General features: G+C 71.5%; 10 protein-coding genes. 6 read left to right on the top strand and 4 right to left on the bottom strand.

The window, feature by feature from the left end; genetic code table 11:
* Window positions 1-15: 15 nt before the first annotated feature.
* From AB0H84_RS48025 to AB0H84_RS48040, 4 genes are all read right to left on the bottom strand, one after another.
* The gene (locus AB0H84_RS48025) at window positions 16-492 is read right to left on the bottom strand and encodes an FxsA family protein (RefSeq protein WP_357620158.1); all 477 of its coding nucleotides are present in this window, start codon (window positions 490-492) and stop codon (window positions 16-18) included.
* 82 nt (window positions 493-574) lie between these two features.
* On the bottom strand, window positions 575-1,318 hold the full coding sequence (locus AB0H84_RS48030; protein WP_357620160.1) for a polyprenol monophosphomannose synthase: 744 nt from the start codon (window positions 1,316-1,318) through the stop codon (window positions 575-577).
* Window positions 1,315-2,934: an apolipoprotein N-acyltransferase gene (gene lnt, locus AB0H84_RS48035; protein ID WP_357620162.1), complete on the bottom strand. Its 1,620-nt coding sequence runs from the start codon at window positions 2,932-2,934 to the stop codon at window positions 1,315-1,317. Before lnt ends, AB0H84_RS48030 begins: the two co-directional genes overlap by 4 nt.
* Window positions 2,935-3,780: 846 nt before the next feature.
* Complete coding sequence (locus tag AB0H84_RS48040) at window positions 3,781-5,979, bottom strand: ATP-binding domain-containing protein (protein ID WP_357620164.1); 2,199 nt, start codon at window positions 5,977-5,979, stop codon at window positions 3,781-3,783.
* A gap of 323 nt (window positions 5,980-6,302) precedes the next feature.
* On the opposite strand from AB0H84_RS48040, the gene AB0H84_RS48045 reads away from it, so the two are divergent.
* From AB0H84_RS48045 to AB0H84_RS48070, 6 genes are read left to right on the top strand one after another with little or no spacing between them, the layout of a single operon-like run.
* Window positions 6,303-7,526 (top strand): ROK family transcriptional regulator, encoded by a 1,224-nt coding sequence (locus AB0H84_RS48045; protein WP_357620166.1) that lies wholly within the window; start codon window positions 6,303-6,305, stop codon window positions 7,524-7,526.
* A gap of 22 nt (window positions 7,527-7,548) precedes the next feature.
* Window positions 7,549-8,895, top strand: a complete 1,347-nt coding sequence (locus AB0H84_RS48050; protein WP_357620168.1) for an ABC transporter substrate-binding protein — start codon at window positions 7,549-7,551, stop codon at window positions 8,893-8,895.
* 1 nt (window position 8,896) lies between these two features.
* Window positions 8,897-9,826, top strand: a complete 930-nt coding sequence (locus AB0H84_RS48055) for a sugar ABC transporter permease (protein ID WP_357620169.1) — start codon at window positions 8,897-8,899, stop codon at window positions 9,824-9,826.
* The gene (locus AB0H84_RS48060) at window positions 9,823-10,716 is read left to right on the top strand and encodes a carbohydrate ABC transporter permease (protein ID WP_357620171.1); all 894 of its coding nucleotides are present in this window, start codon (window positions 9,823-9,825) and stop codon (window positions 10,714-10,716) included. The genes AB0H84_RS48055 and AB0H84_RS48060 overlap by 4 nt, the downstream gene beginning before the upstream one ends.
* On the top strand, window positions 10,713-11,975 hold the full coding sequence (locus AB0H84_RS48065) for a 6-phospho-beta-glucosidase (protein ID WP_357620173.1): 1,263 nt from the start codon (window positions 10,713-10,715) through the stop codon (window positions 11,973-11,975). Before AB0H84_RS48060 ends, AB0H84_RS48065 begins: the two co-directional genes overlap by 4 nt.
* Window positions 11,972-12,940, top strand: coding sequence for a BadF/BadG/BcrA/BcrD ATPase family protein (locus tag AB0H84_RS48070; protein WP_357620175.1), 969 nt, complete (start codon window positions 11,972-11,974; stop codon window positions 12,938-12,940). Before AB0H84_RS48065 ends, AB0H84_RS48070 begins: the two co-directional genes overlap by 4 nt.
* The last annotated feature ends 32 nt before the right edge of the window (window positions 12,941-12,972 follow it).

The following is a 12,972-nucleotide window of genomic DNA, read 5'->3' on the forward strand; positions in this document are numbered from 1 at the left end:
CCCGTGCGGACGGAGTCAGTCGCGGTCCTCGCGGATGACCTCGCCGTGGACCACCCGGCCGCCGTGCGCCGCTCCGGGGTCCTCGACGGACGGGAAGAGATGCGCGTACGGGGAGGTCGCGGAGAGCTTCTTGACCCTGCGGTCGAAGAACCAGGCGCCCAGGCGGCGCATCAGGGGCCGGGTGAACGGCAGCACGCACAGGAACCCGAACACGTCGGTGAAGAAGCCCGGCGTCAGCAGCAGCGCGCCGCCCACCAGGATCAGGCCGCCGTCGGACAGCTCGCGGTCGGGCATCCGGCCGGACCGCAGCGCCTCCTGCAGCGCCTGCCAGGCCCTGCGGCCCTCGCGGCGCACCAGCCACGCGCCCAGCAGGCTGTCGGCGATGAGCAGGGCCACGGTCGCGGGACCGCCGATCACCGAGCCGACCTGGATGAGCAGCCAGATCTCCAGGACGGGGACGACCAGGAAGGCCAGGAAGAGCAGGAGCCGCATCGTTTCCTCGATTCCGCACACGCGTTACAGCACGAACAACGCCCGGCGGCCGGAAAGCGTTCCGCCCGTCCTGAGAGCCCGCTCAGCCGCCGCCGCGCAGGCGCTTGGGCAGGCCGGTGACGCCCCACAGCCCGATGCGCCACAGCGCCTCGGACATGACCTTGCCGCTCATCTTGCTCTTGCCGATCGTGCGCTCCACGAACGTGATCGGCACCTCCACCACCCGCAGCCCGTGCTTGGACGTACGCAGGGTCAGGTCCACCTGGAAGCAGTAGCCCTGCGACTCCACGCCGGACAGGCCCACCTTCTCCAGGGTGGCGGCGCGGTAGGCCCGGAAGCCGGCGGTCGCGTCACGCACGGGCAGGCCGAGCATGACCCGGGTGTAGAGGTTGGCGCCCTTGGACAGCAGCTCGCGCCGGTGGGGCCAGTTGACCACCTTTCCGCCGGGCACGTAGCGGGAGCCGATCGCCAGGTCGGCGCCGTCGGCCAGGGCCTCGAGCAGCTTGGGCAGCTCCTCGGGCTGGTGTGAGCCGTCGGCGTCCATCTCGACCAGGACGTCGTAGCCCTCCCGCAGGCCCCAGCGGAACCCGGCGATGTAGGCGGCGCCGAGGCCCTGCTTGGCCTCCCGGTGCATGACGTGCACGTGGTCGTCGTCGGCGGCCAGAGCGTCGGCGACCTCGCCGGTGCCGTCGGGGCTGTTGTCGTCGGCCACGAGCACGTGAGCCTCCGGGACCGCGGCCCGGATCCGCTCGACGATCGCGGGCAGATTGTCGTGCTCGTTGTAGGTCGGCACGACGACGAGCACCCGGCCGAGAGTCTCCATCATCCGTCGTTCCTCATCCGATCGCCTCGCCGCCTGCCACGCCACGCGGCGACTCCTGCCGCCGCCGCTCCCATCATCATCAATGCCCATTCCGGAACCGCGCCCACTTTCGTGGCGATCGTCTCCCGGGTGCGTACGGGCACCTTGACCACGTTCATGTCCGCGACCAGTTCGCGGGTCCGCCAGGAGACCTTACCGTCAGGTCCGATGTTCGCGGAGATCCCCGTGGTGGCGGCGGCCACCACCGCCCTGTTGTGCTCGACGGCACGCAGCTTGTACATGGCCAGCTGCTGCGGCGGCAGGTTGGACAGGGCGTAGGTGGCGTTGTTGGCCTGCATCACCAGCGGGCTGCCCCCGGCGCGCACGGTGCCGCGCACCGTGTCGTCGTAGGCGACCTCGTAGCAGTTGACCGCGCCGATCGTGACCGGCCCCAGCTTCAGGTCGCCCGGTTTGTCGCCCGCGACCGACTGCCTGCCGACCAGGCTCGCCCGTTCCCACAGGGCCAGCACGATCTCCTTGAACGGCGTGTACTCGCCGAACGGGACCAGGTGCTGCTTGTCGTAGTAGGCGCCGGGGCCGGTCTTCGGGTCCCACACGAGGCTGCGGGTGGCGCGGTTCTCGTCACCGATCGAGACCACGGCTCCGATCAGCGTGGGGACGCCGACGTCCTGGACGGAGTCCTGGATGATCTGGCGGGCGTACGCGTCGGTGTAGGGGTCGATGTCCGTGGAGTTCTCGGGGAGGGCGACGAAGTCTGGTTTGGGGAGCTTTCCCTCGCGTACGGCCTGGGCGAGGCGTTTCGTCTCGTTGGCATGATTTTTCAGGACAACGGCGGGTTCGTCGCCCAGGAAGCCCATGCCCCTTCCCGGGACGTTCCCCTGCACGATGCCGACGTTGACGGTCCGTCCCTCGTCGCCCGGCCTGGGGATCGCGAGGGTCAGCACCGGCACGGCCAACGCCACCCCCACGGGCACGGCCCTGCGCCACACGGCACCCTTGACCCCCGAACCGGCCTCGGGTCGCGCACCGGCCCCCGGCGTCGGAGCATCATGGGGCGTCAGGACACCGTCAGACGGCGCAGGGACGGGCTCGGGCCTTGGGATGGCTCTGGGCTTGACCAGGGCGGCGTAGGCCAGCAGGGCGCCGCACAGGGCGACGGCGAACGACACCAGCGGCGCACCGCCCAGGGCGGCGTACTCGGTGAACAGCGACTCGCTCTGGCTGAACGCCACCCGCGCCCACGGGAACCCGCCGACGGGCACCAGCCCGCGCGCCCACTCCATGGCCACCCACAGCCCGCCGAACCACAACGGCCAGGCCCGCAGCCTGAACACCAGCGCGGCCAGCGCGGCCATGACGGCGTAGAAGACGCTCTCCGTGACCACCAGCATGAGCCAGACATCGTCGCCGATGGCCCGCACCCAGGCCAGGGTGGGCAGCAGGAACACCACAGCCGCCAGGAAGCCGAGCCAGGCGGCTCTCCTGGGCCTGGTGCCGTAGAGGGACGCGACGATCAGGCCGATGCCGAGGGGGGCGCAGACCCACCAGTCGAGCGGGGGGAAGGCGGTGTAGAGCGCGAGCCCGCCGACCACGCCCGCCGCCACGCGTGCGAGCAACACCCACCGCCCCTCCGTACGCCCGCCCCGCACGGACCCGGCGACCGGCACAGAGGCGGTCGCCGCCACCGGCAGGGCCTCGGACGCAGACGCCGGTGCCGGAGTGGGCTTCGACGTTTGAGAGGCCACCGGCGCTGAAGAAGCTGGCGTTGCTGAAGAGGCCGCTGGTGTCACCGGCGCGGCGCCATTGGCGAGCGCAGCATCCGACGTCGCGGAAGCGGCGTCGGTGGCAAGGGCAGCGTCCGGAGGTGTCTGCGGGGCGGCGGGAGGCGGGGCGGTGGCATGCGTCGAGTCGCGCCCGGGGGTGGGCGGTAGGCTCGCTCTCTCCTGAACCACTCCGGGGTCTCCTCCGCCGAATCGCACGCCTGCTTGCGAAAACGCTACCGCCCCGCGGGCACGGCTCAAGCCAGCGCGGCGAAGAAGATCAAAAGAATCCCTGGGAGGCGGCAGGGTGATCCCGTGGCCGACGGGACCACCCGGCGCGCATGTCCGTCCTGCGCACGAGAGCGGGAAGAGGGCCCGGAAACCCTTCGGACCGGACCCGTCTCGTCGGCGGCGAGCGCGGAATTCCGTTGTCTACTGGGCTCCCGGACCCGTCCCGGGTCCAACCCCCCGCCCGGTTGGGGTGCCCCGACTCGACGGACCGACGGCCCTGCACCTGGCTGTGTGGACGGAGTCACGCTCCGTCACGGACGCAGGATCCGACGATGTCAGAGACGGCCAACCGGCCAAGTCCCGTGCTGGACTGGGCAGCAAACTACCGACTCCACCTCAGATGTCAACCGTGTCCCGATCAGCAGAAACATCAAGTTTTCGCAGGTAGGACATGGGCCGGAAGCCGATCGAAGCTCATTTGCGTGCCGGTGAGCGGCTTTGCAGACCGCTCAGCGCCTGCGAAAGCGGGCGCTCGTGCACCACTCCGAGCCGTTGCGTGGCACGGGTGAGGGCAACATACAGGTCGCTCGCCCCCCGTGGCGACTGGGCGGCGATGAGGTCGGGCTCGGCCACGATCACCGAGTCGAACTCCAGCCCCTTCGCGTCGGCCACCGACATCACGGCCACCGGGGCGTCAAGTGCAGCGGCCGCCCCGGCGCGCCCAGAGCCCCCAGAGCCGGCTCTGGCCGCGCCGGAGGTCACCACCGCCGCGCCCGTCACCGTGGCGGCCACCTCGGCGCCCAGCGACTCCAGCAGCGCGTCCGGCACCACCACGGCGACCTTGCCGCCCTCCCCCACCTCCGCCTTGGCCAGTTCCGGCAGCGCCGCCAGCGGCGCCGACCACGGCTCCACGCCTGCTTCGCGTACGGACGTCGGAGCCTGCAGCGAGGGGTCGATGGTGGCCAGCACGCGGGCGGCCACCGCCATCAGCTCCACCGGCGTGCGGTAGTTGACGGTGAGCCGCTCCTGCCGCCACCGACCGGCCACGTACGGATCGAGGACCTCCGCCCACGACCGCGCCCCGGCGGCGGACCCGGTCTGCGCGATGTCCCCGACGATGGTCATCGACCGCGTCGGGCACCGCCGCATGACCGCCCGCCACGCCATCGGCGACAGCTCCTGCGCCTCGTCCACGATCACGTGCCCGTAGGCCCACGTGCGGTCTGCCGCGGCGCGTTCGGCAGTGGTGAGGTAGGGGCCCCCGTCGCGCTGCCGCTCGGCCAGGCGCTCGGCCTCCATGACGTCGGAGAGCCCGGTCAGCTCGAGGACCTCGCGGGCGTAGGCGAGCTCGGCCTCGCGCTGGTGCTCCTCGGCCTGCCTGGCCGCGGCCAGCTCCTCCTCGGCCTGCATCGCGGTGGCGCGCAGCACCTGCTCGTCGATGTCGCCGAGCAGGTCGGCGGCCTCGTCGAGCAGCGGCACGTCCGACTCGGTCCATTCGCCGCCGTCGCGTCGCAGCAGCGCGCGCTCCTCCGGGCTCAGCGCCGAGGCCGCGTACCCGAGCCGCTCCGGGGAGCCGTACAGGCCGAGCAGGAGCCGCTGCGGCGTCAGGTACGGCCACAGCCGGTTGAGCGCGGACTTGACCGCCGGCTCGGTGCGCAGCTCCTCGCGCAGGTCGGCCAGCTCGTCCTCGTCGATGAGCCCCTTGCCGATCTTGCGGGCCTGCTGCCTGGCCAGGGCGTTGAGCAGCGAGCGCACGAACACGGCGCGGGCCTGGTTGTGCGGGCGGCGGGAGCGGGCGGCCTTGTTCCTGGCGGCCTCCAGCATGGAGCGGTCGATGGTGAGCGTGACGCGCCCGATGGTGATCTCGACGGGTTTGCGCGGGACCCGCTGCCGGTCGCGGACGGCCTTGGCGATCACCTCGGCCATGCGGAGGTCGCCCTTGACGGCAGCCACCTCGGGCCGTTCCCTGGCGGTGGCGGTCACGCCCGGGTACAGCTCGCCGACCGTGGACAGCAGCACGTCGGTCTCGCCGAGCGAGGGCAGGACCTGCTCGATGTAGCGCAGGAAGGTGAGGTTGGGGCCGAGGACGAGCACGCCGCGGCGCTCGAGGCGTTCGCGGTGGGTGTAGAGCAGGTACGCGGCGCGGTGCAGGGCGACGACGGTCTTGCCGGTGCCGGGACCGCCCTGCACGACCAGCACGCCGTTCAGGTCGCTGCGGATGACGCGGTCCTGCTCGGACTGGATGGTGGCGACGATGTCGCGCATGCGGCCCGTGCGCCGCTCGTCGAGCGCGGCCAGCAGCGCGGCCTCGCCGTTGAGCGTGGCGCGGTCGTCGTCGGTGAGCGAGTCGAGGTCGAGCAGGTCGTCGTCGACGCCGATCACGGTGCGGCCCTTGGTCTGCAGGTGGCGCCGCCTGGTGACGCCCATCGGGGCGGCCGGGGTGGCGCGGTAGAACGGCTGCGCCACCGGCGCCCGCCAGTCGATGAGCAGGCGCGTCTGCTCGTCGTCGGTCATGCCGATCTTGCCGATGTACAGCCGGCCCTCGTCGACGTGATCGAGGCGACCGAAAACCAGGCCGCGCTCGACCGCCCACAGCCGCGCGAGCCGGGAGGCGTGCATGTCGGCGAACGTGTCGCGCTCGGACATGTTCTGCATCGTGCCGACGGCCCCCATGGCCAGCACCTCTTTGAGCTGCCGCTGGGTACGCTCGCGCAGCTCGTCGAGGCGGTCGTAGAGTCCGGTGACGTACGCCTGCTCCCTGGCGAGCTCTGTTTGACGAGTTGCCGCCTGACCATTATTGTGGTTAATGGGACACTCCGGGCCATTCTGCTTGTTGTTACGACAAACGACTACATTAGCAGGCCTGTTGAGGCACTCCTACTCGCTTTCCCTTGATCCCCTCCTGTTACGTCTTGGTCTCATCCCTTGACCGGCACGGGCCGACTCCTTATGTTCCGAGTTAGGAAACTTTCCTAACTCTTGAGCAAGGAGATCTTGTGAGCGGTCCGGTCCCGGGGACCCCTAGTCTGCTACGCGCCATCAATGATCGCGCCGCCCTGCAGGCCCTCCTCGAACGCGGCCCGCTGACCCGCCCCGAGATCGGCACCCTCACGGGGCTCTCCAAGCCGACGGCCTCGCAGCTGCTCTCCCGGCTGCAGGACGCCGGGCTCGTCGTGCTCGACGGCATCAGGGAGGGCTTGCCCGGCCGCACGGCCGAGGTCTACCGCATCAACCCGGCGGCGGCGTACGTGGCCGCCCTAGACGTCACCCCCGACCGGATCGAGGCCAAGGTGGCCGACATCACCGGCGCGATCGTCGGCGAGCACGTGCTGCCGACTCCGCGCCGGCCCCACGGCGAGCTCGTGGACCGCCTCAAGGCCGCCCTGCGGGGCGCGAACCCGCCCGGCAGGCTGCGCCGGGTCGTGATCGGCGTGCAGGCCGCGATCGACCCGTCCACCGGCAGGCTCGGGTACGCCGCCGCCAAGGACGTGCCCGGCTGGCAGATCCCCGATCTGGTGCCCACCCTCAGCGCGGGCCTGGGCGTGCCGGTGGACGTGGAGAACAACGTCAACCTCGTCGCGCAGGCCGAGCAGGCGCACGGCGCGGCCCAGGGCCACCAGGACTTCGTGCTGCTCTGGGCCGACGAGGGCATCGGCGCGGCCATCGTGCTGGGCGGGCGCATGCACAGGGGCGCCACGGGCGGCGCGGGCGAGGTGGGCTACATGCCGACCCCGGGCGCCCCCACGGCCCGCGAGGCGGGCCGCTACGCCAACCACGGCTACCAGGCGCTCACCGGCGGCCCGGCCGTGCTGAAGCTGCTGCGCTCGTACGGCGTGCGCGGCGCCGACTTCCAGCACGCCGTCGCCAACGCCGTCAAGGCGGCCGGGGGCAAGGGGCAGAAGGCCGACGACGCCAGGGCCGGGCTGCGCGACATCGCCGCCCGCCTGGCCGTGGGCCTGGCCGCCATCACCTCTGTGGTCGACCCAGGGCTGGTGATCCTGACCGGCGGCATCGTGCTGTCGGGCGGCGAGACCCTGCGCGAGCTGGTCGAGCACGAGCTGCACGCGCTCACCATCCCGCAGCCCCGGGTCCGCCTGTCGAGCGTCGAAGGCAACCCCGTCCTGGCCGGCGCCCTCCACCTGGCTCTCGGCACCGTACGCGACCAGGTCTTCAGCTCGACGGTGGCCGCGGCCGGCGGCTCACCGACCGTTCCGTCATGATCCCCGGCAGGAGGCACCCCCCGTGCGCTTCGTCCCCCTGGCGGTCTCCGCGGCTCTCGCGCTGACCGCGTGCACCCTGAGCGGGTGCACCGCGAACAAGGAGGCCGGGCCGTCGCTCGGCGCCCAGCCCAGACCCTCGGGCTCCGCCGCGCAGCCCCTCCCCGCCGCCACGCTGGAGCTGTGGCACGGCTTCTCCACCGACGCCGAGGTCAAGGCGTTCGAGGACGCCATCAAGGGCTTCAACCAGAAATTCCCGCAGATCACCGTCAAGGCCGTCAAGGGCGTACAGGACGACCAGATCACCCACGCCATCCGCGGCGGCAACGCGCCCGACGTGGCGGCCTCGTTCACGACCGACAGCGTCGCCCAATGGTGCAGGTCGGGATCGTTCCAGGACCTGACTCCGGTGATCAAGCAGGACGGCGTCGACCTGTCGGTGCTGCCGGAGGTGGCGCGCTCCTACTCGAGCTTCGAGGGCAGGCAGTGCACGCTGCCGCTGCTGGCCGACGCGTACGGCCTCTACTACAACAAGGCCCTGATGAAGGGGAACGCGCCACCCAGGACGCTGAGCGAGCTGACGGCGCTGGCCAAGAAGCTCACCGTGCGCGACGCCGACGGCACGATCAAGGTGGCCGGGTTCATCCCGAGCGCCCAGTACTACGAGAACGTCCCGAGCCACCTCGCCCCCTTGGTGGGGGCCAGGTGGTACAACGACGACGGCACCTCGGCCATCGGCTCCGACCCGGCCTGGAAGAAGCTGCTCACCTGGCAGAAGGAGCTCGTCGACTGGTACGGCTACGCCAACCTGGAGAAGTTCCGCAAGAGCCTGGGCGACGAGTGGAGCGCCAAGCACCCGTTCTACCAGGGCAAGGTCGCCATGGTCCTCGACGGCGAGTGGCGCAACGCGATGATCGGCAACGAGGCGAAGGGCCTCGACTACGGCACCGCTCCCCTGCCCGTCGCCGACGACCGGCCCGACCTGTACGGCAGCGGCTTCACCGCGGGCACGGTGATCGGCGTGCCGAAGGGCGCCAAGCATCCGCAGCAGGCGTGGGAGCTGGTCAAATACCTCACCACGGACACCTCCTCGCTGGTGACGCTGTCGAACGCGCTGCGCAACGTCCCCACGACGAGGGCCGCGATGGACTCCCCCGACCTCGCCAAAGACGCCAACTTCACGACTTTTCTGAATATCTTCGCCCATCCGAAGACCTCCACCATCCCCGCCAGCGTGAACAGCGTCTTCAACCAGGAGGCCATGCAGACCTTCATGGAGAAGTGGGAGAAGGGCGCCGTACCGGACCTGGACGCGGGCCTGAAGGGCGTCGACAAGCAGATCGACGACAAGCTGAAGCTGTCCGGGGGCTGAGGTGGCCTCGCTCGCTGACGTGTGGCGGCGCCGCGAGGGCCTGCGCGCCCTCGTGTGGCTGTCGCCGTGGCTGGCCGGCGTGGCGATCTTCTTCGTCTACCCGCTGCTGTCCACGGTGTACTTCTCCTTCCACCGCTACGACATGTACACCCTCGAGTTCGCCGGCCTGGACAACTACCGGTACCTGTTCCAGGACCCCAGAGTGCTGACCTCGGCGAAGAACACGCTCTGGCTGGTGATCGTCCTGGTGCCGGCGACCGTGCTGTTCTCGCTGGCGCTGGCGCAGCTCGTGGTCAGGCTCAAGGCCGGGGCGGGGCTGTTCCGGACGATCTTCTACCTGCCGTCGCTGGTGCCGATGGCGGCCGGCACGATCACGTTCGTCTTCCTGATGAACCCCGCGACCGGGCCGTGGAACCAGTTCCTCGCCCTGTTCGGCATCCAGGGGCCCGACTGGTTCGGCGACCCGGCCTGGTCGAAGCCGAGCCTGACGCTGCTGTCGCTGTGGAGCTGCGGCCAGCTCGTCGTGATCTTCCTGGCGGCGCTGCTGGACGTGCCGAAGCACCTGTACGAGGCCGCCGCCATCGACGGAGCGGGCCCGTGGCGGCAGTTCCGCAGCGTGACGCTGCCCACGCTCGCGCCGGTGCTGATGTTCGCCCTGGTCACGAACGTCATCTACGCCCTGCAGTACTTCACGCAGGCGATGATCGCCTCCCGCGTGGCCTCGGGCTCGACCGACTCCCCCGGCAGCTCGTTCTCGCCCGGGTATCCGGACGAGTCGCTGCTCACGCTGCCGCAGTGGCTCTTCCAGGTCGGCTTCCGCGACTACTCCATGGGGTACGCCTGCGTGCTCGCGCTGCTCCTGTTCGCCACGTCGATGATCTTCACGTTGATCCTGCTGCGGCAGTTCCGCCGGGCCGAGGAGGCGTCATGAGCGCCACGGTGACCGCGCCGCCCCGCACGGTGGCCGCGCCCGCGCGCCGGGACGGCGTCCGGGCCCGCAGGCGGCGGCTGCTGGTCTGGATCGCCACGCACGCCCTGGCCATCGCGCTGGCGCTGATGTTCGTGGCGCCGGTGGTGTTCATCGCGCTGACCGCGCTGATGACCGACCAGCAGGCGCTGACCAGCGACCTGTGGCCGCGCAGCTGGAACTGGGCGAACTTCGCCGTGGTGTTCCAGAAGTCGATGCTGCTGCGCTGGGCGGCCAACACGCTCATGTACGCGGTGCTGGGGACGGTCTTCACCGTGGTGTCGTCCGTTCCCGTGGCGTACGCGCTGGCCCGCTTCCGCTTTACCGGCAGGCGCCTGGCGTTCCTCCTGGTGATCACCACGATGATGCTGCCGCCGCAGGTCATCGCGGTGCCGATCTACCTGGTGTGGGCGCGGCTGGGGCTGACCGACAGCCTGTGGCCGCTGATCCTGCCGCTGCTGCTCGGGGACGCGTTCTCGATCTTCCTGCTCCGGCAGTTCCTGGTCACCATCCCGCGCGACTACACCGACGCGGCCAGGGTGGACGGCTGCTCGGACCTCAAGACCCTGGTCAGGGTGATCCTGCCGATGGCCCGCCCGGCCGTCGCGGCGGTCGCCCTGTTCCAGTTCTTCTACTGCTGGAACGACTACTACGGGCCGCTGCTGTACGCCGGCGTCGAGCAGGACCACCTGACGCTCTCGCTCGGCCTGGCCACGTTCAAGGCGTTCCACAGCGTGCAGTGGAACCTCACCATGGCCGCCACGCTGCTGGTGACTGCACCGGTGATCATCGTGTTCTTCTTCGCCCAGCGAGTGTTCATCGAGGGCGTGACTTTGACGGGGGTGAAGGGTTGAAAATCGCCGTGGTCGGGGGCGGCTCCACGTACACGCCTGAGCTGGTCGACGGGTTCGCGCGGCTGCGCGACGAGCTGCCGGTGACGGAGATCGCGCTGATAGATCCGGACGCGACGCGCCTGGAGCTGGTGGCGGGCGTGTCGCGCCGGATGCTGGCGCACGCGGGGCACCCGGCGCGGGTGCTGGCCACGTCCTCGGTCGAGGAGGGGGTCGCGGGGGCCGTGGCGGTGCTCTTCCAGCTCAGGGTGGGCGGGCAGGCGGCCAGGGAGGTGGACGAGACGCTGCCGCCGCGCTGCGGGTGCGTGGGGCAGGAGACGACCGGGGCGGGCGGGCTGGCCAAGGCGCTGCGCACGGTGCCGGTCGTGCTGGAGATCGCCTCCGTCGTACGCTCGCTGGCGCCGCAGGCGTGGATCGTCGACTTCACGAACCCCGTCGGCATCGTCACCCGGGCCCTCCTCGACGCCGGGCACCGGGCGATCGGGCTGTGCAACGTGGCGATCGGCTTCCAGCGCCGCTTCGCCGCCGCGCTCGGGGTGGAGCCCTCGCGGATCTCGCTCGGCCACGTCGGGCTCAATCACCTGACCTGGGAGCGGGCCGTCCATCTGGACGGCGAGGACGTCCTGCCGTCCATCCTGCGCAGGCACGGCCAGGAGATCGCCGACAGCCTCGGGCTGCGGCTGGGGCTGCTGGAGCGCCTTCGCGCGATCCCCTCGTACTACCTGCGCTACTTCTACGCGCACGACGCGGTGGTGCGCGAGCAGCGCTCGAAGCCGTCGCGGGCGGCGGAGGTCGCGGCGCTGGAGCGGCGGCTGCTGGAGATGTACGCCGACCCGGCAGTGGTGACGAAGCCGGAGCTGCTGTCGGAGCGGGGCGGGGCGTTCTACTCGGAGGCGGCCGTGGCGCTGATCGCGTCCCTGCTGGGGGACCGGGGCGACACCCAGATTGTTAACGTTCGCAACGCCGGCACGCTGCCGTTCCTCGACGACTCGGCGGTGATCGAGGTGCCGGCGGCCGTCGGGGCGGGCGGGGCGGCGCCGCTGCCGGTGCCCGCCGTCGAGCCGCTGTACGCGGGCCTGATCGCGCACGTGTCCGCGTACGAGACGCTCGCCCTGCAGGCGGCCCTGCACGGCGGGGCGGACCGGGTGCGGGACGCGCTGCTCGCCCATCCCTTGGTCGGGCAGGACGAGATCGCCGAGGAGCTGACGGGCCTGCTGCTGGAGGCCAATCGTGCGCACCTGCCGTGGACGGTGGGCCGGTGACGCGGCTCGTGCTCGCCGTGGACGGCGGCAACAGCAAGACCGACGTCGCGGTGGTGTCGGAGGACGGCGAGGTGCTCGCCACGGGCCGCGCCGGCGGGTTCGCGCCGCAGCGCGACGGAGTGGCGGCGGCGGTCAGCGTGGTGGAGGAGGCGCTCGCGACGCTGCCGCGGCCCGCGGGCGGGTTCGACCACGTGTCGGCCTGCCTGGCGGGGGCGGACCTGCCCGTCGAGGAGGAGGCGCTGGCGCGCGAGCTCGCGGCCAGGGGGCTCGGCGGGGACGTGGTGGTGCGCAACGACACGTTCGCGCTGCTGCGGGCCGGCGCGTCGGCCGCGTGGGGGGTGGCGGTGGTGTGCGGGGCCGGCATCAACGCGGTCGGGGTCTCCCCCGCGGGCGCGGTGGCCCGCTTCCCCGCGCTCGGCCGCATCAGCGGCGACTGGGGCGGCGGGCAGGGCCTGGCGGAGGAGGCGCTCTGGTACGCGGCCCGCGCCGAGGACGGCCGGGGCGTGCCGACCGCGCTGACCGGCCTGATCACCGCCCACTTCGGCACGGCGACGGTCGAGGAGCTCGTGCTGGAGGTGCACTTCGGCCGCCTGGCCGAGGACCGGCTGCACGAGCTCTCGCCGGGCGTGCTCGCCGTGGCCGCGGAGGGTGACGCCGTGGCCAGGGCGCTGGTGGAGCGTCAGGCGGAGGAGGTGACGGTGCTGGCCGAGGTCTGCCTGCGCCGCCTCGACCTGCTGGAGACGCCGGTCGAGGTGGTGCTGGGCGGGGGCATGCTGACCGCCAGGGACCCGCTGCTGATGTCGCTGCTGGACTCGGGCTTCGCGGTACGGGCGCCGCGGGCGAAGCTCGTCCTGGCCGACGTGCCCCCGATCGTGGGCGCGGCGCTGCTCGGCCTGGAGCACCTCGGGGTCACGGAGGCCGCCAAGACGCGCCTGCGCGCCCGCTACGCGCCGGCCGGGGGCTGAGCCCTGGTCTTCGAGGGCTCAGCCGGTGGCGG

It is taken from the genome of Nonomuraea sp. NPDC050786 (assembly GCF_040654115.1).
GTDB lineage: Bacteria > Actinomycetota > Actinomycetes > Streptosporangiales > Streptosporangiaceae > Nonomuraea.

Excerpts from the sequence above, each read along its gene's own strand:
- AB0H84_RS48030 (WP_357620160.1), bottom strand. The coding sequence starts at position 1,318 with ATGATGGAGACTCTCGGCCGGGTGCTCGTCGTCGTGCCGACCTACAAC.
- AB0H84_RS48040 (WP_357620164.1), bottom strand. The coding sequence starts at position 5,979 with ATGGGGGCCGTCGGCACGATGCAGAACATGTCCGAGCGCGACACGTTC.
- AB0H84_RS48060 (WP_357620171.1), top strand. The coding sequence starts at position 9,823 with ATGAGCGCCACGGTGACCGCGCCGCCCCGCACGGTGGCCGCGCCCGCG.
- AB0H84_RS48025 (WP_357620158.1), bottom strand. The coding sequence starts at position 492 with ATGCGGCTCCTGCTCTTCCTGGCCTTCCTGGTCGTCCCCGTCCTGGAG.